General features: G+C 61.1%; 15 protein-coding genes. 4 read left to right on the top strand and 11 right to left on the bottom strand.

Features of this window, described 5'->3' with window-relative positions; translation table 11 throughout:
* Positions 1–56: 56 nt before the first annotated feature.
* A complete protein-coding gene (locus VMT30_06920) occupies positions 57–2,996 on the top strand; it encodes a transglycosylase domain-containing protein (GenBank protein HVQ44666.1) in 2,940 nt (979 codons plus the stop codon).
* Positions 2,997–3,104: 108 nt separating this feature from the next.
* On the opposite strand, the gene VMT30_06915 is transcribed toward VMT30_06920, so the two are convergent.
* The 3 genes from VMT30_06915 to radA form a co-directional block, all read right to left on the bottom strand.
* The gene (locus VMT30_06915; GenBank protein HVQ44665.1) at positions 3,105–3,449 is read right to left on the bottom strand and encodes a hypothetical protein; all 345 of its coding nucleotides are present in this window, start codon (positions 3,447–3,449) and stop codon (positions 3,105–3,107) included.
* 75 nt (positions 3,450–3,524) lie between these two features.
* Positions 3,525–4,721, bottom strand: a complete 1,197-nt coding sequence (locus VMT30_06910) for a PIN domain-containing protein (GenBank protein ID HVQ44664.1) — start codon at positions 4,719–4,721, stop codon at positions 3,525–3,527.
* A gap of 29 nt (positions 4,722–4,750) precedes the next feature.
* The gene (radA, locus tag VMT30_06905; protein HVQ44663.1) at positions 4,751–6,097 is read right to left on the bottom strand and encodes a DNA repair protein RadA; all 1,347 of its coding nucleotides are present in this window, start codon (positions 6,095–6,097) and stop codon (positions 4,751–4,753) included.
* Between the two features lie 71 nt (positions 6,098–6,168).
* Between radA and VMT30_06900 the strand changes: the two genes are divergently transcribed.
* Together VMT30_06900 and VMT30_06895 are read left to right on the top strand one after the other, a co-directional pair.
* On the top strand, positions 6,169–7,983 hold the full coding sequence (locus VMT30_06900) for an ABC transporter ATP-binding protein (GenBank protein HVQ44662.1): 1,815 nt from the start codon (positions 6,169–6,171) through the stop codon (positions 7,981–7,983).
* A 121-nt stretch (positions 7,984–8,104) separates the two neighbouring features.
* Positions 8,105–9,808 (top strand): hypothetical protein, encoded by a 1,704-nt coding sequence (locus VMT30_06895; GenBank protein ID HVQ44661.1) that lies wholly within the window; start codon positions 8,105–8,107, stop codon positions 9,806–9,808.
* Between the two features lie 107 nt (positions 9,809–9,915).
* Here VMT30_06895 and VMT30_06890 read toward each other — a convergent pair whose 3' ends face one another.
* The 4 genes from VMT30_06890 to nusA all read right to left on the bottom strand — a co-directional run bounded on the left by VMT30_06890 (position 9,916) and on the right by nusA (position 15,068).
* On the bottom strand, positions 9,916–12,447 hold the full coding sequence (locus VMT30_06890) for an ATP-dependent Clp protease ATP-binding subunit (protein HVQ44660.1): 2,532 nt from the start codon (positions 12,445–12,447) through the stop codon (positions 9,916–9,918).
* 111 nt (positions 12,448–12,558) lie between these two features.
* Positions 12,559–12,888, bottom strand: a complete 330-nt coding sequence (locus tag VMT30_06885; protein HVQ44659.1) for a hypothetical protein — start codon at positions 12,886–12,888, stop codon at positions 12,559–12,561.
* A 179-nt stretch (positions 12,889–13,067) separates the two neighbouring features.
* The gene (locus VMT30_06880; GenBank protein ID HVQ44658.1) at positions 13,068–13,718 is read right to left on the bottom strand and encodes a hypothetical protein; all 651 of its coding nucleotides are present in this window, start codon (positions 13,716–13,718) and stop codon (positions 13,068–13,070) included.
* Positions 13,719–13,826: 108 nt separating this feature from the next.
* Positions 13,827–15,068, bottom strand: a complete 1,242-nt coding sequence (nusA, locus tag VMT30_06875; protein ID HVQ44657.1) for a transcription termination factor NusA — start codon at positions 15,066–15,068, stop codon at positions 13,827–13,829.
* Positions 15,069–15,223: 155 nt separating this feature from the next.
* Between nusA and VMT30_06870 the strand changes: the two genes are divergently transcribed.
* Entirely contained in the window at positions 15,224–17,788 is a 2,565-nt protein-coding gene (locus tag VMT30_06870; protein HVQ44656.1) for a M1 family metallopeptidase, read from the top strand.
* 13 nt (positions 17,789–17,801) lie between these two features.
* On the opposite strand, the gene VMT30_06865 is transcribed toward VMT30_06870, so the two are convergent.
* The 4 genes from VMT30_06865 to VMT30_06850 all read right to left on the bottom strand — a co-directional run bounded on the left by VMT30_06865 (position 17,802) and on the right by VMT30_06850 (position 20,360).
* Positions 17,802–18,158, bottom strand: coding sequence for a YraN family protein (locus VMT30_06865; GenBank protein HVQ44655.1), 357 nt, complete (start codon positions 18,156–18,158; stop codon positions 17,802–17,804).
* The gene (locus VMT30_06860) at positions 18,145–18,813 is read right to left on the bottom strand and encodes a ribonuclease HII (GenBank protein HVQ44654.1); all 669 of its coding nucleotides are present in this window, start codon (positions 18,811–18,813) and stop codon (positions 18,145–18,147) included. Before VMT30_06860 ends, VMT30_06865 begins: the two co-directional genes overlap by 14 nt.
* 93 nt (positions 18,814–18,906) lie before the next feature.
* Positions 18,907–19,530, bottom strand: a complete 624-nt coding sequence (rplS, locus tag VMT30_06855; protein HVQ44653.1) for a 50S ribosomal protein L19 — start codon at positions 19,528–19,530, stop codon at positions 18,907–18,909.
* Positions 19,531–19,616: 86 nt separating this feature from the next.
* On the bottom strand, positions 19,617–20,360 hold the full coding sequence (locus VMT30_06850) for a hypothetical protein (GenBank protein ID HVQ44652.1): 744 nt from the start codon (positions 20,358–20,360) through the stop codon (positions 19,617–19,619).
* Positions 20,361–20,413 lie beyond the last annotated feature (53 nt).

Below are 20,413 nucleotides of genomic sequence, written 5' to 3'. Positions count from 1 at the left end.
CGAGCGAGAGTGGTATAATAAGCCGGTATTATTCGAATAGGTGAAAAACGCATATTATGGCCAAACGACATGTCCGCAAGCCCGCTAAGCCGTCTCAAGACAACACTCGCGGCGCGAAAAACCATATCAAAAATTTCTTCCTCTCGTTTACGCCCAGCCGGTTCAAGGCTTATTGGCTGAGCCGCGACGGCTTGCGGCGGGTGGCCAAATTGGCCGGCGCCGGTGTGCTGTTTATTTTTTTGGTGTTTTTGTGGTTTGCCAAGGATCTGCCGACGCCGGGCAAGATTAATGCCCGGGTGACCGCCCAGACGACGAAATTTTATGACTCTACCGGCAACAAGCTCATTTATGAGCTTTATGGTGATCAAAACCGCAGCATTATCTCGTTTGACCAAATTCCGGCGGTGGCCAAAAACGCCACCATCGCCATAGAAGACAAAGATTTTTACCGCCACGGGGCCTTTAGTTTCGTGGGGTATTTGCGGGCTGGGTTCGCTGACCTCATGAGCCGCAGCACGCATCAGGGTGGGTCTACTATCACGCAGCAATACGTTAAGAATGCTCTGCTCGACCCGGCCGACCACAGCTTCTCGCGCAAAATTAAAGAGCTAATTTTGTCGATCGAAATTGGGGCGCGCTTCTCGAAGAATGACATTTTGGCGTTTTATATGAACGAAATTCCGTTTGGCAACCGCGCCTATGGGATCGAGAGTGCGTGCAAGACCTTTTTCCCCATGGATATCGATACGGCCGACAAAGACCAGCATTGCGCCAAAAATCTGAAACTGGACCAGTCGGCGTTGCTGGCGGCTATTCTGAACGCCCCATCGTACTTTTCGCCCTTTGGCACACACCAGCAGGAGCTCATCGACCGCCAGCATATCGTGCTCGACCTGATGGTAGAGCAGGGCTACGCGACCCGCGCCGAGGCGGATGCGGCCAAGTGGACCGTGGCCGACCTAGCGACGACGTCTACCAAGATTTCGCATGTTCAGAATCTGTATGCCAACCTCGACCCCTGCCTGGCCCACTTTGTGCTCTACACCCAAGACGTTTTGGAGAACAAATATGGGACAGCTACGGTCACCGAAGGCGGGCTCAATGTGCGCACCACGCTCGATTACGATAAGCAAATTGCCGGCTGCAAGGCGATTGCCGACAATATGGGGAATATAAAAGCGCTGGGGGGTTCAAATGCGGCGCTGGTATCAACCGATCCGAAGAGCGGCCACATGTTGGCCATGATCGGCTCGCACGACTTCAATGATCCCAACAGCGGCCAATTCAACGTGGCTACCTCGCTGCGGCAGCCGGGTTCGAGCTTCAAGCCGATTGTGTATTCTACTTTGTTTGCCAAAAACAAGGATGCGGCCTGTGCCAAAACCCGCGACTGTCCCACGTATGGCCCGGGCACCACGATCTACGACGTGCCGACCAGCTTTGGTGGAAACCCCGATTATCACCCTCACAACTTTGATAACAAAAATAATGGGATCATTACGATTCGCAAAGCCCTGGCCGGTTCGCTCAACGTGCCGGCGGTGAAGGCGCTGGCCATGGCCGGGATTTCCAACTCGCTCCAGACCGCTCAAGCGATGGGCATCACTACGCTCAAGTCGGCCGATCAGTACGGCCTGTCGCTCGTACTGGGCACCGGGGAGGTGAAGCCGATAGAAATGGCAAACGCCTATGAGTCGTTTGCCAACGGGGGCCTGCACTATGAGCAGACGCCGCTGCTGATGGTGAAAGACCAAAAGGGCAACGTGATGGAAGACAACACCAAGCCCAAGAAGCCCAAGCAGGCGCTCGACCCGCAGGTGGCGGGCTTGATGGCCGATGTGCTCAGCGACACCGTTGCCAAGCAATTCGTATTTGGCAACAGCTTGATGCTCAAAAATATTTGTGGCAATAACAGCAACACCAACTGCGTGCACGCGGGGGTAAAAACGGGTACCACCGAGTACTTCAACGATGGCTGGACCGTGGGCTTCACGCCCGATGTAGTGGCTGCGGTGTGGGTGGGCAACAATGACAACGCGCCGATGCGTTCGGCGGCGGCCAACGTGGCGGCGCCGGTGTGGCAGCAGTACATGAACCTGGTGGTGCAGGGCAAGGCTACCGATGCGTTTGCGAAGCCATCGGAGCTCAAGACGGTGTCGCTCGACAAAGAGACCGGGCGGGCGGTGGCGGCGGGCACCAAGAATACTACTGTGGATGTTTTTCCCAGCTGGTACACGCCGATGAGCTCAGCGGGCGGCAAAAGCGCGCAGATCGACACGGTGTCGGGTAAGTTGGCGGCTGAGTGTACGCCGGATCTCGCCAAGAGTACGGTGCACTCGAGCGCAATTCTGCCTGAAATTACCAAAAGCGAAAACCCCACGCAATACCAGCTCTGGTTGACGGCGCTGCAAAAGGCGGGGTATTCGACGAGCGGCGGCGATTTGCCGACCGAGAGCGACAACGCGCATCATTGCGACGATGCGAAACCGGTGGTGGCTATCACGGGCGCGGGTGGGGGCGGGCCGTATAATCTCCAGATACAGGTGACGTCGGGGCTGTTTACCGCCAATAAGCTCGAGGTTTACTTCGATGATCAGATTGTGTCGACCCAGGTTATTAACGGTTCGGGAACGTACCCGGTATCCTATGGGCCTACTGTGACGGGCAGCCATACCTTCAAGGCGGTGGTGACTGACGCCGGGCTGTATCAGGGCAGCGATGACCAAAGCGTGAATGTGACAGGCGCCGGAGGTGGTGGTTTTACGGGACTGCTGCCGACCGATGGCAGCTCAGTCAATAACGGACCGGTGACGTTTACCTGGGGGGCGGCCACGGGGGCGGCGTCGTACAGTTTGTATGTGGATAACATCTTGCGCGGTAGCACCAGCACGACATCCAAAGTGGTCAGCGGCTTGGCGGTGGGCAACCACACTTGGTTTGTGCGCGCCGATACGAGTGACGCGACCGACCCGTTGACATTCAAAGTGAAGCCATAGAGCGGCTGCTCGGTCAATGTTGAGCCTCGGGGTGCGGGCCGGCTAGTAGCCGGCCCGCACCTATTTTGGGGTGAGCTCACCCTGGACGAAGCCCAAGGTGAGGGTGGGCTAGCAGAGGGCGCCGTATACGCGAACGGCTTGCACGCTGGCCGGGAGGGTGATGGTCGCCGAATCGCCCGGGTGCACCCGGGGCGAAATCTGCTGCTTGTCGGCGAAGCCGCCGGTGTCGGCGGTGGGGTAGAGGTTGAAGAGGTTGATCCGGAGCACGTGACGGCCGATCGGTGTGGCGGTGATGGTCTTGCCGTCGGAGCTGACGGTGAGGCGGAGCTTGCTGGACTCAACCGACGACAGACCGCTGGCCCTGGTCCACAACAGGTCGGTATTGCAGGCCTTGTCGTCTAGGTGGCTAAGATAGATATACCCGGCCCCTAGCAGCACGGCACAAGCAACCATGGTGGCCAACCTTAACCTCGACACGAGTTCATCCCTTCGTAGACGTCAGAACCCAGGTCTAGTTATACCAAATTTTTACTCGTTTGGCGGGGTGGTGGCGGCGATGACACGGTCTTCGAGCGACTGGCCGTCTTGGCCACCAGCCGCCGGGCCCGGTTTGTTGCCGTTGCCGCGCCCCCGGTGGCGGCCGAAGCGATTCTTGCGCTGGGCGGCGTCTTTGTCGGCCGGGGGGGCGGTGGGGGCAGCCGCGGGGGCTACGGGAGCGGCAGCGGGGGCCGGCGTGGTGGTGGGGTCGGCGGCGATGGGCGTGGCCGCCGCAGCCGGGGCGCCGCCCAGGCCATGGCGCGGCACGGCAAAGATCATTTTGCCGGCGACGGTCTGGAAGACGCGGGTGACCTCGGTAGACACTTCTTGGCCGATGAGTTTGTCGCCGTTTTCAACGACGATCATAGTACCGTCGGCCAGGTATCCCACACCTTGGTTGCGCTCTTTGCCGGGCTGGACCACGCGGACTAGCAGCTCCTCGCCGGGCAGCACCACCGGGCGGATAGCGTTGGAAAGTTCATTGACGTTGAGCACCCGCACGCCCTGAATCTGGGCGACGCGGTTGAGATTGTAGTCGGTAGTGAGCACGTTGCAGCTAAATCGCTGAGCCAGGGCCACCAGCTTGGCGTCGACTTCGCGTACGCCCGGGACATCGTCCTCGATGATCGAGGTCTCGACATCGGGTAGCTCGCGCAGGGTGTTGAGCACGTCTAGGCCCCGGCGGCCGCGGCCCCGTCGCATGGCGTCGTCGGAGTCGGCGATGTTTTGGAGCTCGGCCAGCACAAACCGCGGCACCGTGAGGCGGCCGGGCACAAAGCCGGCGGCGGCAATATCGGCGATGCGGCCGTCGATGATCACCGAGGTGTCGACGAGAATTTGGGGCAGCGTGGGCTCAGCTGGAGCAACGGGTTCGGGCTCGGCTACGGCCGGCTGAACCACAGTGCGCGATTTAACATCCAGAAACGGCATGGCGGCCAGCAAAGCCCGCCGCCGTGAAAGCACGGCGCCCATCACGATGAGCGTCAGCGCCAGCGATACCGCCAGCGGCAAGACATTACCGACCGGGTCGGGCAGTTTGCTGAGCGGAACGCTGGCCAGAGCGCCCAGCAGCAGGCCGATTATGGCTCCGCTGAGGCCAAATACGAGCCCCTGCAGCGAGACATGCCGCAGCCGCAGCAGCGCTAGTACTATTAGTAATACACTGACGACGGCGAGAGAAACGGTCATTGTGGGAGTCATGAAAATAAATCCTTGCATTAATGCTTGCTGGTACGCAGGAGCTTGACGGCCGCAGCGACGTCGGCCACTCCGGTGAGGCCGCGGGCCGCGCCAAAGGCCGGTCCGATGGCGAATTTGTACCCGAGGCGAGCGGCCTCGGCCACGCGGACGGCGGACTGGGCCACTGACCGAACTTCGCCGCTGAGTCCTACTTCGCCGAAGGCGACGAGCCCTTGGGGGACCTGCGTGTCTTGGAGAGCCGAAGCTACGGATAAAATAATTGCTAAATCTGCGGCCGGCTCGGTGACCCGCAATCCGCCCACTACATTAACATAGATGTCGGATGAACTCAAATTGAGACCGGCGCGTCTACCCAGCACGGCTACGAGCAAGTTGAGGCGGTTGAGGTCAAAGCCAACGGCGGTGCGTTTGGGGTAACCAAACGGCGTGGGCGAGACCAGCGCCTGGACCTCAACGAGTAACGGCCGGCTGCCCTCGAGAGTGGCCAGCACCACCGATCCGGAGGCCGGGCGGCGCTCGGCGAGCAGGGCCTCGGACGGATTGGGGACGGGCACGAGGCCGTGCTCCCCCATTTCGAAGATGCCGACCTCACTGGTGGAACCAAACCGATTTTTAACGCCGCGCAGGGCCTTGAAGGCGCCGTAGCGCTCGCCTTCGAGGTACAACACGACATCCACGAGATGTTCGAGAATTTTGGGCCCGGCAATATTGCCCTCTTTGGTGACGTGACCAATGATGAGCATGGCCGGCCCGCGGCGCTTGGCCACGGCCGTGAGCGCCTGGGCGCTGGCGGTGATTTGGCCGACGGTGCCGGGCGAGCCGGTGAGCGCCTCTACAGCCATGGTTTGGATGGAATCGATAATCACGAGGCCGTAGTCGCCCTGATCAATCGTCGCGGCGATCGCGTCCACGCCCGTGCCGGCGAGGAGCTCCAGGCTGCTGCCCGCGAGCTCGAGGCGCTCGGCTCGCAGCCGGATTTGCGCTGTGCTCTCTTCGCCGCTCACATAGAGCACGCGCTCGCGGCTGGCCACGGCGGCGGCGATCTGCAGCACCAGGGTGCTCTTGCCGATGCCGGGATCACCCGAGAGCAAGATCACCGAACCCGGCACGAGGCCGCCGCCCAGTACCTGGTCGACTTCGGCCAGGCCCGTGGTGCGGCGCGGTGAATGCTCGGCGGTAACGTCGGCCATGGTGGTGGGCTTGAGCGCGGCGGCGGAGCGCGTCTTGCCGAAACCGCCGGCCGACGCAGCCTGCACTTCTTCGACGAGCGAGTTCCAGGTGCCGCATTGCTCGCAACGACCCATCCATCGGGAATAAACGGCGGCGCAGGTTTGGCAGACATATTTGGTAGAAAGTTTTGCCATGTCTGATATTATTGTAGCAGGTTGCGAACAAAATGCGAACACGCAATTGTGCTAGTGTAGGAGCTATGATTATGAGCAAATTGAGGGTCAGCCTGCGCGGTGTCGGCAGCTTTTCACGCACGCTGAGCCGGGTAGTAGCTATGAACTGGCGGGTGTCGCCGCGACTGTATGTGTTGCAGGTAGTAATAACGGTGGTTCAGGGTCTTTTGCCCCTCCTAAACGCCTTTTTGGTGGCGCTGGTGCTCGGCGGCATCGCTGAGCGCGTGGCGCATCCGGGACCGATTGTGGGCCTTTTGTGGCTCATGGTGGCGATTGGTTTGTTGCAATTTGTGATTAACCAAACGAGCTACTGGAGTTTTTATCTCGATGATGTTTTCGGTATGCAGTTTGATTTGTTTGTGCAGCGGAGTCTGTTTGAAAAGGTTCACGCGCTCGATCAAACCTATTACGAAGACCAGGCCTTCAATAACCAGCTCAACAAGATTAGTCAGAATTTGTCATCGATGCGGCGACTCAACCGCAATTTTTTGATGGCGGGCAATAGTGTGGTGCAGCTGGTGTCGACGGCGATTGCGCTGGTGGCGTTCGAGCCGTTGATTGCGCTGGCGATTACGCTGGGGCTGATTCCGGTGCTCGTGATCGAGGTGCGCACGAGCATGGCGCAATGGCGCAGCTGGGACGAGCGCGGCAACGACTGGCGGCTGCAGTGGTACCTGCGGGGGTTGCTGTCGAACGTGATCAGCCTGCGGGAAATTAAATTGTACGGGCTCAAAAACGCGCTCATCAAACGCTGGGAGCAGCACTACCGAGCGGCGCATTTGGCTCAAATTGGTATCGAGCGGCGCGCTCAAAAGCAGCGGGCCATTGCCGGCGTGCTCGACATTGTGGTGAGCGTGGGGTCGCAGGCCTGGTTGCTCCTGCGCGTGATGGCGCGCGGGTCGGGTCTGGGGAGCTTCGTGTTTTATCGCCAGGTGATTGACAACTACGCCAGTGCTGGCTCGAGTCTCGTGCGCAACCTGCACACGATGCAGGAGAGTAGCTTGTATGTGAATGATTACTTCGAGATGATGGCGCTTCAGCCGCGACTGCCCGAGGCGGCCGAGCCGGTGGTGCTCGAACCGGCCGGGCCGCCGCCCCGGATTGAATTTGAGAAGGTAAGTTTTCGCTACCCCGGGGGCGAGCATGAGGTGTTGCGGGAGGTGTCGTTTGTGCTCGAGCCCGGGGAGGGCCTGGCGATCGTGGGGGCGAATGGCGCCGGCAAAACTACGCTTATTAAACTGCTCTTGCGGCTCTACGATCCGACGTCGGGACGAATTCTGGTGGATGGCCAGGATTTGCGCGCGATCAATGCAGCCAGCTGGTACCGACGCATCGGGGCGCTGTTTCAGGATTTTAACCGCTACGATTCCTTGAGCGTGCGCGACAATATCGCGCTCGGCCGGGCCGCCACCAAGGCCAATTCGGCCGAAGTGCGGGCAGCGGCTGAGGAGGCGGGCGCCAACGGCTTTATCGAGGAGTATCCGCATACGTACGACCAGATTCTCAATCGCAGTTTCAAGAACGGCATTGAGCCGTCGGGCGGGCAATGGCAGCGCATCGCGCTGGCGCGAGCGTTTTACCGCGATGCCAGCATTCTGATACTCGATGAGCCGACGTCGGCGATTGACGCCAAAGGCGAGTTTGAGATCTTTGAGCAAATTGCGGCCAACCAGCGCGAGAAATCAACCATCATTATCTCGCATCGGTTTAGCACGGTGCGCAACGCCGACATGATTATTGTGCTTGAGAACGGCACCATTACGGAGCGCGGGAGCCACGAACAGCTCGTGGCGCTGGGTGGGCGGTACCATGAGCTCTTTGAGCTACAGGCCTCGGGATACCGCTAGAGTTTGCGGTGGCCGCATTTGACGGCATAATGGAATGATCCCGAGTCGAAATGCAGTTCATTGCGACAACGGATGGCCCTTCCCAAGTGCAGTTTCTCCGGCCGAGAGAGGTGGATTCCCTATGAACCGCAGGATAGGCCTAACGGCGGTAGAGCGACAACGGCGGCTCGAAGCCGGCCTCCTTGAGCTGGGGGCACCACCATCCGAGCCCGAGCTCTACCGGCTCATGCGGCGACTGGAGCTTTCTACTCCGGCCGCACTCATCGGCTACCTACAGAATCAGGGAGTCCAGCTAGCGCTGCCGAAGGGGGGTGTCTTCGAACTAGCGGCGGCCCAGGAGCCGATCGGTACCCTTACCGCCCTCAACCAAAGCGGGCGCCTGCTCCGGCCCAGCCTACGCAAGCTCTACTTCCTGCTGTCTTGGCTGGCGCTCCAGCCAGAGGGTCTCTGCGGGCCGGTCATGAATATCCAGCCGAGCCCACTGCTTGGCGGTAGGTATAGCCGGCTGGAGGTCCGCACGCTGCGATTTGCCGAAAGCCACCAACTGATCGATCGGGGGCCCCGCGTCTCAAAAGAGACTCGGGCCTACACGCGGCTAACTCCAGCCGGCTGGAGCGCCATCCAGGAGCTCGAAGTGTTCCTGGATGGTGAGACCGACGACCTGAAACGGGAGGTGATGGCATTTCAGACTGCTTGGCAGGCTACGATCGAGGCGGATTTCTCCCCGTCGGTGGCGACGCTCTTCTCCCCGCTCCTGACCGTCGTCCTCCTGCGTCATCTAGCCGACAGGGAGGGGGAGGTGTCGGACCTCTCGCTCGATACTCTCCAGGAGTGGTGCGGCGACATCAGTGAATGGTGGATCCGCAAACTACTTCAAGACAGTGAGGCCGGCGGTTACCTGACATGGCAGAGAGTGGGAGACGGCCATTCGTTAAGCTGGACCGCGCTTGGGCGGGAGCTGTGGCACCAGTATGGCTCCAGAGCCGATATGGTGCTTCCCACCTCCCCTGCGGTAGTCGGCGTCTTCGATGAAGCCGATCTGGACGGAACGATGGGTGGCCTCAGCCGAGCTCCGGAGGGTCTGATGATTCTTCGGTTTATTCGGCAGCGGGGGGAGCGATGGTCCTGCCCGCAGCTCAAGCCGCTGGAGACCATCACCGGTCTTCCGAATTCTGTTCTTCGCCAGCTGCTGCCGAGCCTTCAGGCGGCCGAACTCATTACCATCACGAAGAGCACGATCCCGAAGACTCCCCCTCTGTTCATAGTCCTTACGCCTGCTGGTCTCGCGGCACTAGAGTACTACGGAAGCTACTTGGAGCGCTACGAACGACTGCCAGCGGCGGCCGAGCTAGCCGAGACCCTGACGGGGATCGCGTATGGCACCAGGGGTCATCTGTATCAACTGCTTCTGTACATCGAGGCTCAACCAGGAGAGATGCTTCGGAAGGCGAGTCTGGCCTTGGTTCGGCCCTTTTTCGGTTCGGTGGGGAGTACAGCCGTGTCGGCGCTGCTCAAAACATTCGCCGAGCACAAGATGATCGAGCGCGGAGGCAGACGGTCTACGTCTTATATCCGGCTCCTGCCCTTGGGCAAACAGATACGCCAACGGCTGGCCCTGGAGCTACCCCATGCTCCGCGGCTCGCGGCCGAGGTCGTGAGTCGGCTGATCCGGGATTTGCCGACTTCGATGCCGGCTCCCGATCGGACTCGACAGCAGCTGGAGAAACAGTTTCTGCTGGAACTGATAGCTCAGCGCGATCAACAAATCGCCGAGCTCCAGTCGGCGCACCCCCGCTCGGCTGGCCCGACTGGTCCGGTGGCGTAACCGCCACCTCGCACCCGGGAGAGTGCCATGGTGGCCCTGGTCGCAATCCGATCAGGGCCACCACACCACGGATTTATTGATAGTGCGGTTGCGGTCTCTAGGCTACCTTAGGCGCGGCCCGCTTCGTCGACCGTGGTGGTTGGCGAGGGGGCAGGCCGCTCGGAAGTGAGGTGGATTTGGTCGCCGCGGCGGGTGGCGGTGATGGTATCACCGGCTTCGAAGCGGCCGTCGAGCAGCCCCGTGGCGAGCGGGTCTTCCAGGAGATCCTGGATGGCACGGCGCATCGGGCGGGCGCCCTGTTTGGTGTCGTAGCCACGCTCCACGAGGAGTCCTTTGGCCGAGGACGTCACTTTGAGCTTGAGATCTTGTTCATCGAGGCGTTTGCTCAAGTCGGTCAGCTGAAGCACAAGAATCTTTTTGATGTCGTTTTGGCTGAGCGTCTTGAAGACCAGTGTGCCGTCAATGCGGTTGAGGAATTCGGGGCGGAATTGCTTGCGCAGGTCTTCGAGCACCTTAGTTTTGACCTTGAGGTGAGTGGCCTCGAGGGCTTTTTCCTCATTCGGAGTTTCGGTGCGGAAACCGAGCTCGACTTCGCGGTTCATGTCGGAGGCGCCGACGTTGGAGGTCATGATGATGACCGTGTTGCGGAAGTCGACGCGGCGGCCTTTGGCGTCGGTGACATAGCCATCTTCGAGGATTTGCAGCAGCATGTTGAACACATCGGGGTGGGCCTTCTCGAGCTCATCGAAAAGGATGAGGCTGTAGGGCTTGCGCCGGACCTGCTCCGTGAGCTGACCACCTTCGTCGTAGCCGACATAGCCGGCGGGGGCGCCGACGAGGCGCGAAACGTTGTGCCGCTCCATGAATTCCGACATGTCGATCTTGATCATGGCATCGCGGTCGTGGAACAATTCCTCGGACAGCATACGCGCGAGCTCGGTTTTGCCGACGCCGGTGGGGCCGAGGAAAATGAAGCTGCCGATGGGACGGCGGGCGTCGGACACGCCGGTGCGCGAGCGGCGGATGCTGCGGGAGATGGCTTCGATGGCTTCTGTTTGGCCGATGACTCGGCGCTTGAGCGAGTCTTCGAGCTTGAGGAGGCTGTCGACTTCGGTCTTGATGAGGCGCGTGACGGGGATGCCGGTCATGAGCGAGACGACCTGGGCGATGTCTTCGGCGGTGATACGCACGGCGGCATCGGCGGCGCCTTCTTTGAGTTTGAGCTGACTGAGGCGGTTTTGGATGACCGATTCGCGGGTCTTGAGGCGAGCGGCCAGCTCGAAGTCTTGGTCGAAGACGGCGTTTTCGATGTCGTCACGGATTTCGCTTACTTGTTTTTGGAGGTTGCGCAAAGCCTTGCTGGAGCCGCCGCGCTTGATGCGGGCGAGGCTGGCGGCCTCGTCGATGAGGTCGATGGCCTTGTCGGGCAGAAAACGGTCGGCCACGTAGCGCTTAGCGAGCTTGGCGGCGGCTTCGATGGCCTCGTCGCTGATTTCGACGCGGTGGTGCTCTTCGTAACGGGGCCGCAAACCGCGCAGCACGTCGACGGTCTCTTCGGGCGTGGTTTCGGGGACCTGCACCGGCTGGAAGCGGCGCTCGAGGGCGGCGTCTTTTTCGATGTGCTTGCGGTATTCGTCGAGAGTAGTGGCGCCGATCACCTGAATTTCGCCGCGGCTGAGCGCGGGCTTGAGGATGTTGGCGGCGTCGATGGCGCCTTCGGCCGCGCCGGCGCCCACCACGGTGTGGAGCTCGTCGATGAAGAGGATGACCTCGGGAGTGGCTTTGGCCTCGTCGAGGATTTTTTTGAGGCGCTCTTCGAATTCGCCGCGGTACTTGGTGCCGGCGATGACCGACGCCAGGTCGAGCATGACGAGGCGCTTGCGCAGAAGCATTTCGGGGACTTCCTCGGCAATGATGCGCTGAGCCAGGCCCTCGGCGATGGCGGTTTTGCCAACGCCGGGCTCGCCGATGAGCACGGGGTTGTTTTTGCTGCGGCGGCCGAGGATAGAAATGACGCGGCTAATCTGGGCTTCGCGGCCCACCATGGGATCGAGCTTGTTGTCGCCGGCTTTGGCGGTGAGATCGATGCCAAAGTGATCGAGCGCGGGGGTTTTGGATTTGCCGGCGTTGCCGCCTCCCCCACCCTTGGCGGTACGGGCGCCGCCGCGCTCTTCGTCGGCATAGAAGTATTGCTGGTTGCCGAGGTAGTTTTCGAGCTCACCGCGGATGATAGCGGGGTCGATCTGGAGGTCGTTTTTGAGCAAGCTGATAGCGCGCGCACTTTTTTCGCTCAGGATGGCGAACAAAATGTGCTCGGTACCGCAGTAAGGCTGCCCGAATTCCTTCGCCACGCGCATGCTGTAGGTGAGCGTACGCTTAGCGGTTTCGGAGGCGCCTTTGTAGCCGCCGCCGGCTAACTGCTGCGAGAAGCTCAGTACCAGCTGGGCTTTTTCGAACGTGACGCCGACATTTTTGAGAATTTTGGCCCCGATGGAGGTCTCTTGCTGCAGCACGCCGAGCAAAATGTGCTCGGTGCCGACGTAGCTGGAACCCATTTGGGTGGCGATGGCCTCGGCGTTTTCGAGACTGCGTTTGGCGTTCTCGGTGAACCGATCGAACTGTGAGCTAAAATCGGCCATGATTGATGTCCTTTCCGTTACCCTCCCACGCTGGCATCCGGTAGTCAAGAGTACGCGAGATATGCAGATAGTATAGCATTGTTGGCACTCTATGCAAGCGAGTGCTAAACGTCATTGCGGTAGGCGCTGGAGCAGGAGACGGCGCTGTTGTTCGAGGCGCGCGAGCTCGCGTTGCAAGGTTTGGCGACCTTTGGCGGTGAGGGTGTAGGAACCGTGTTTTTGCAGGTGACCGGTAGTGGTCAATTCACTTATAAGATAATAGGCTGTACTTTTCTTGAGGACGATATTGGCGACAGTATCGGCCAGTACTTGCTCGGCGATGCGGGCGCAATCGATGGGACCCGCAGCGACGGCGAGAAGGATGGCGAGGCGCTCGTAACTGAGCGGCGTGTACTTGGTGCGGACTTGGCGGGTGGTTTTTGGTGGCTGGAGGGTGTTCATGAAGGTGATGTGGTCTAAAGTTTAGACTTTTTACGGTTATTTGAGTTCGGACCTACGGCAAATGTCTAAACTTTAGACATTGTACATAGCGCACGTAATGCCGGTGCGGCGCCCAGGCCGGATTGCCCGCCCGCACCCGATCACGGGCACGGGCGGGCCGCCGGAAGTTGACGGGCAGGTCATAGCCGATACCCGAAGTGAAAATGGGCTGGATCGACAATAAACGGGCCTCGGCCGGCCTTTTTCATACGACTGTGGTCAATGAAATCGCTGTCGCTACCGACCTCGGTGGGTAGATCGGCCGTATTGAGACCCATCACCCAGCGCGCAAACCGCCAGACTTGATCGAGACGAGTATTAACCCGCCGACCATTGACGTAGTTTATGTCCATAGCCCGCCATAACGGATGGAGTGCACCGTCACGATCGTGGCCCGTATTGACGCAGCTGACCCCGACGACGAAACCGGCGGTTACGATCACCTGCAAGAACTGCACGAGCCCCCAATACATCTTGGCGGCACGCTGGCTGAGGTCATCGAGCGGGTAGCATCGAATGCGCTGATCGTACTTGACCGCGGTGACGAGGCCACTAGCAAGCAGTTTGGTGGTGGCCACCTGACGCTGCGCGCCAGAGCTTTGGCTCGTCACTAGCGGACCGAGCTTTAGCTCCGTGAGTCGACTTGTCACCTTGGAGTAATCGATGCGGGCTTGGGACGTGACGATCCCCCGCCGGCCGGTTTGGGTGGCGCCTGGACCACCGTTGCTAGCGTGCGGGACAACATAGACGATTATGCCTATGAGCGCGAGGATGCCAAATAACCGCCTCACGGCGCTCCTTCGGGGGCTGGAGATGAACGGAGGGATGCCAACTTCGGCGATTGTTACCGTAGCGGATTATGTGCCTGGGTGCAACCGGCGAGCCGGCGGTCGCGGTGGCTAGTCGTTGGACTCGCGGCCCGAGAGCACGTCGGTTTGGCCGCCTGAGACCTCTTCGCTGCGGGCGGGGTCGATTTCGGCCTGTTGGTTGATGGCGTCGATGAGCGAGCTCTCGAGGTCACCACCCTTGGGCGCGGGTTCGGCCGCGGCGGCTGCGGCAGCGGCTTCGATGCGTGATTCGTCGGCCGAAATGATGTCGATGTTCCAGCCCGTGAGCTTGGCGGCCAGGCGGACGTTTTGGCCCTGCTTGCCGATGGCCAGCGAGAGCTGGTCTTCGGGCACGCGCACCACGGCCTTCTTTTCGACGTCATTGAGGCTGACGCTGACGACCTTGGTGGGTGACAGCGCATTGGCGATGTAGGTTTCGGGGTCTTCGGCGTAGGGGATGATGTCGATTTTTTCTTCGCCGAGGTCGCTCATGACGGCCTGCACGCGCGAGCCGCGGCCACCCACAAAGGTGCCGACGGCGTCGACGCCAGAGGCGTGCGATTGCACCGCGACCTTGGAGCGGATGCCGGCCTCGCGGGCGATGCCGACGATTTCGACACTGCCCGCCTCGATCTCGGGCACTTCGAGCTCGAACAAATGCTTCACCATGTGGGCGTGGGCGCGGCTGAGCACGATCTGCGGTCCGCGGGCGGTTTGCTCTACGCGCACCACAAACACCTTGAGGCGCTGGCCGGTGTAGTAGCGCTCGCCGGGAATTTGCTCTGAGGCAAACAATACGCCGGTGGCTTTGCCCAGATCGACGTAGGCCACGCTGCCTTCGACGCGCTGCACGTTGCCGTTGAGCACCAGGCCCTCTTTGTCTTTGTACTCGGTGAAGACGATTTCACGCTCGGCTTCGCGCAGGCGCTGAATGATCACCTGCTTGGCGGTTTGGGCGGCCACGCGGCCGAAGTCTTCGGGGTGGGCTTCCATTTCGACCATGTAGGGCTCGATGCCGGCTTCGACGTCGGCTTCGCGCACTTCGGCCTTTTTGTCGATCTTTTTGGCGTCCGAGAGACCGATTTGGAGAAATTCGTTGTCGACCTCGCCGTCTGGTACCACAGCCTTGGATTCATAGATGTGCACCTCACCGGTCTCTTCGTCGAGCTCGGCGCGGGCTTCTTGATCTTTGTCGCTGTAATCTTTCTTGTACGCCGCGGCCAGCGCGGCCTGAACGGTCTCGATGATAATGTCGCGGGGAAGATTTTTTTCCTCAGCGATGAGGTTGATAGCGGCTAAAAAATTGGTTTGCATAGTGGTGAACTCCTTATTCTGTTGTTATTCAATTGTGGCGCTGTGTGATAAAAATGACCGGCCTGCTGGCCGGCTACAAGAGACATTATAGCGTGGGGGTGGGCTGGCGGCAAGTTTGTCGATATAATGGTGATCTGTAACTCATGAGGTTGTGCATGGCAAAGGTGGCTCGTCTTTTGGATACTATTGTGCCCGAGCGGTACGCGCTGGACATTGACGTTGACATGGCGGGTTCACGGTTTGCGATTCATGAATCGATTGATTTTGCCGTGGTGGAGCCATCAAACGAGCTGGTATTCCATGCGGTTGGGCTGGAAGTGAGCGAGGTGAAGCTCGACGGCAAGCTCAGCCCGGAGTCGGTGAAGCTCGACGAGAAGACCGAGACCGTGACGTTTGCGTTTGCGGAGATCGTGGGCGCCGGCATGCATCACTTGTCGATGCGGGTGCGCGGTGTCATCGGCGACTCGCTGCATGGTTTTTACCGCAGCACTTACCAGCGCGACGGCCAGGAGCAGCTCATTGCGACCACGCAATTTGAAGCGGTGCATGCGCGCGAGGCGCTGGTGGCGATCGACGAACCCAGCGCCAAGGCGGTGTTTGAGCTGAATTTGACCGTGCCGGAGGGCATGATGGCGCTGTCGAATACCGTGGCGACCGAGGAGACGCCGGCCGGCGAGGGGCGCAAGCGCGTAACCTTTGCGCCCACGCCCAAGATGAGCACCTACTTGCTGGCGTATGTGGTAGGCGAGTTTGAGTACCTGGAGGGCGAGACGGCCGAGGGCGTGCGGGTGCGCGCACTGGCAACGCCGGGACACAAAGACCAGCTGGCGTTTGCGCTGGATATGGCGACGTGGACGCTATCATTTTTCGGAGATTATTTTGGCATTCCCTATCCCCTGCCCAACCTCGATATGGTAGCGCTGCCGGATTTTGCGGCCGGCGCGATGGAAAACTGGGGACTGGTGACGTACCGCGAAACGGCGCTGCTGCTCGATCCTGAGCGCACCTCGCTCATGGCCAAGCAGCGCGTGGCCGAGATCGTGACGCACGAGCTAGCGCACCAGTGGTTTGGCAACCTCGTCACGATGCGGTGGTGGAACGATTTGTGGCTCAACGAAGGCTTTGCGACCTGGTGTGCCGATTTGGCGCGCAACGCGCGGTTCCCGGAGTGGGAGATCTGGGCGCACTTTACGGCCGATGAAACAGGTCGCGCCATGGAGCTCGATAGCCTCGTGAGCACTCACCCCATTGAGGTGGAGGTAGAGGACCCGCGCGGGCTCGACGAAATTTTTGATGCGGTGTCATATAGCAAGGGAGGCAGTGTGATCCGCATGCTGCACCACTATTTGGGAGATCAGGACTTTCGCAAGGGGCTGCATGCGTACCTCACGAAGCACAGCTACGCCAACGCGGTGACGCACGATCTGTGGCGGGCGCTGGAAGCGGCATCGGGCAAGCCGGTGGACGCGCTGATGTCGGCCTGGACGAGCAAGCCAGGGTATCCGGTGGTGACGTTTGACGACGGCGAGGTACAGCAGCGGCGGTTTTACAGCTCGCCGCGACAGGCGGCCAAAGGCCAGGATGCGTCGCTGTGGCCGATACCGTTTAATGTGCTGCTGCCCGGCGGGCGGGAGACCCCCACGGAGCTGCTGCGAAAGCACAGCGACATGTTGTCGGCCGAGATATTGGGTTCGGATTGGTTTAAGCCCAATCCGGGGCAAACGGGATTTTTCCGGACGCACTACACCGAGGGGATGATCGAGGCTTTGACCGCGCCGTTGCACACCCGCGAGCTGGCGGTGGTGGACCGGTTTGGCATCATCGGCGACGTGACGGCGGCTACTGAAGCCGGTGTCACGACCAGCACGGCGTTGCTGAAACTGGTGGCGGCGCTGCGCGATGAGCCGAATTATGTGGTGTGGACCGGAGTGAGTGGTGCGTTGGGTGATTTGTCGCATGCCGTCGAGGATGCGGCCTTGCGCGAGCGACTCGACCATTTTGGGCATTGGCTCGTGGGACCAAACGTGAAGCGCCTGGGCTGGGAGGCCGCCGACGATGAGTCATCGTTTGATACGTTGATGCGGCCACTGGTATTGCAGCAGGCGATTCGGTTTGATGATGAGACAGTGGTGAAGGAGGCCAAGACACGCTGGGCAGCCTGGATGGACGGAGCCGAAACAGATCCGGACGTGGTGGCGGCGCTGCTGTTTGCGGCGGCGAGACATGGTGGTGAACACGAGTTTGAGGCTATGCAAAGCCGCTATGAGCGCGAACCGGTGCCGCAGATCAAACTGGGGCTACTGGGGGCAATGGGCCGTTTTCGTCAGCCGGCCCTGATTGCGCGCTATTTGGCGTACGCACTGACCGAGGCGGTACGGCCGCAGGACCTCTACATTGCGCTAGCCTGGGGCATGCGCAACCGCGACGGGCGCGACGCTACCTGGCAATGGGTCCAAGATCACTGGAATCTATGGCTGGAGCGCTACGGAGCGGGCGGCCATATGCTGGAGCATTTTCCTTTGTTTGTGGGCGCGGGTTTTGCGACACACGCGAAAGCAGCCGAGATCCGGGACTTTTTCGACAGCCACCCGCACCCGGCGCTGGGCCGGCCGACGGATCAGGCGGTGGAAAGCGTGGAGTTGCGGGCCGATTGGGCAGATCGCGACGCGGCGGCCGTGGCGGCGTTTTTGGCCGATTGGGAGCAGGCGCAGGCCCGCTAATGCGGCCAGCCGGCTACCATCCACCGACGGCGTTTTCGAGGTGCGCGATCTGGGGCTGTTCGAGGCTGCCCTCAACGGTGACGACGTCGATTTGGTAGGGGCCGTCGTAACCATGTGCCTGGTTCCAGGCCAGGGCGGCGCGCATGAGGCGCGCGGATTTGTCCCGCGAAATGTATTCGGCCGCGTAGCCGTAGCGGATGTCGGAGCGGTATTTAACCTCGATGAAGTGAATTATGCCGTGGCGGCGGGCGACGATATCGAGCTCGCACCACCGGTTGCGCCAATTGCGCGCGAGAATGGCAAAGCCACTGGCGGCGAGGTGCTGAGCGGCGAGCTGTTCGCCCGCGCGGCCGGTCTCAACCGATGACACGTGCGGCCTCCCGGATGGGACGAAAGCTATATCGGTGTTGCGGGCCGGGACCGTGGGCGGCCAGGCCGGCAGCGTGCAGGGCGGTGCCGTAGCCAACATGCTGGTCGAAACCATAGCGGGGGTCGGCCCGGTGCAGCCGCTGCATGTAGGCATCGCGCGCCACCTTGGCGATGATCGAGGCGGCGGCAACCGGTGAGATGGTGGCGTCGGCTTTCACAAACACCTGCGACTCGTGGGTGCCCCGCAGGTAATTGTGTCTGCCGTCGAGGATGATAACGGCAGCCTCAAGGCTCATGCCGGCCAGAGCGCGCAAGCCGCTCTCGCGCACTGCCCAGCTGAGGCCGTGGGCGTCAACCTCAGCGGCGGCCACCCAGCCGATGCCCACGGCGAGGGCGCGGCGACGGATGTCGCGACTGAGGCGGCGGCGGGCCGGGGCTGCGAGGGCTTTGGAGTCGCCGAGGCCGGGAAGGCGCAGGCGGGGCGGCAAGATTACGGCCGCGGCCACTACCGGGCCGGCCCAGGCGCCGCGGCCGACCTCGTCGATGCCGATGATGGTGCGGCCTGCGCGCACCAGCGGGAGTACCGCGCGCCAGCCGGGGGCGGCGGCATGCCGGGGGGTGCGGGTGGTAGCGGGAATTCCAGATATGACCGTCATGCCAACCAGCATACCGCAAAACGGCCGACTTCTATACCAAAAAACAGCACCGGTATAACGGCGCTGTTTTAGATGAACACTAAAGGATTTTGGCTACGATTGGACGGCTTTGCCTTCGCCAGGCTCGGCTTGGGCAACACCGGCTTCGGCCTCGTCGGCGGGGGCTTGCTGTTCGTCGGGAGTGCCGGTATCGGCAGCGGTGTTGGGTTCGTCTTCGCTGGCGGCGGCTTTGGCTTCGGATTTTTCAACATCAGCCAGCGGCACAGCATCGGTGAGGGCGTCTTCAGCTTGCTCGGCATCGATGACCTCGGTCTCATCGGTGTCGCCGGCGGGCGTCTCGGGCGTGGAGACGTCGTTGGCGGCGATCTTGTCGAAGCTAATTTCCCTGAGACGGGCCGACTTGCCTCGGCGCTCGCGCAGGAAGGAGAGGAAGTTGCGGCGGACTTTGGCTCGGCGCAAAATTTCAATTTTGGAAACGTTGGGTGAGTGCAGCAAGAAGGTCTTCTCGACGCCAATACCGGAAGCAATGCGCCGAACAGTAACGCAGGCGGTCAGCTCGTTCATGCGGTGCGTGCGAATGATAATGCCTTCGAACACCTGGATACGCTGCTTGGCGCCTTCCTTGATGAGCTGATGCACACGCACGGTATCACCCGTCTGCACCTGGGGCAGGGCGGGCTTGCGGTAATTGAGTTCGAGTTGACGAATGGCTTCCATAACCCGGGTACTTTAGCATATCTGAGCGGAGCGATCAAGGGGCTGGGCCTGCGGCCCGGGGAGCTGGTCCCCGGGCCGCAGCAGGTCTACGAGCCGGCGCACTGCTGCTCCGTGTTGGGCAACTCGGTGGCACCAATGACATACCGATCTCCAGGCCAGATGCCGTGGAAGGTGATGGCGTATTGCCTGTTGGGCCCGAAGAACTTCTTTCCCTTGCTCGGGTCGGGGTAGTAGGTGGCGCCGAACGTGCCCTTGTTGATGTAGTATGAACCGCTGGCGGTCTCGAGCTTGGGCGGGTCGGTGTCGAGCGGGTTGTCCGACACCTTGCACACCAGGATGGTGGCTTGGTGCGGCCGGGTAGAGGCCTGGTCGTACTTGAAGATGCCGTACCCGATGGCACCGACCACGATCACGATCGCGGCCGCGAAGTTCGCCCAGAACCTGATATTCCAGAACAGGTCCGAACGGGCCAGGCGTGGTGGCGGTTTGGCAGGTGCGGGAGGCGTGTCTTTCGCGGCCTGAACGCGGGTCGCGGCGTCGGCCTCAATCACCCTCTGCTCCGCAATGGTTTGGGCCTTGAATGCGGCCGTGGCGGTGGCGGCCTTGGCGGCCGTCTGGAGGCGAGCTGTTTGCAGTTTGGCCTCCGCGGCCAGCTGCTGGCCCTTGGCTCGGGCCGCCTCAACGCGTCCATCGCGCGATGCGGTGATCGTGGCGGCCTTCACCCTCAGCCAGGCTTGCACCAAGGCACAGAGCGGCCACACGACGTACCACAGCACCAGAGCTGCAGCGAGGCTTCCTATAACGATCAACCAAATCTGTAGACTTCCCATACGGTACCGCCTTTCGGGTGGCTAGGTGGTCATGGAGAATTTGGTCTCAATCA

This window comes from Candidatus Saccharimonadia bacterium (assembly GCA_035544015.1).
Taxonomy (GTDB): domain Bacteria; phylum Patescibacteriota; class Saccharimonadia; order UBA4664; family UBA4664; genus UBA5169.
This window is presented reverse-complemented; position numbering and strand designations above follow the sequence as displayed.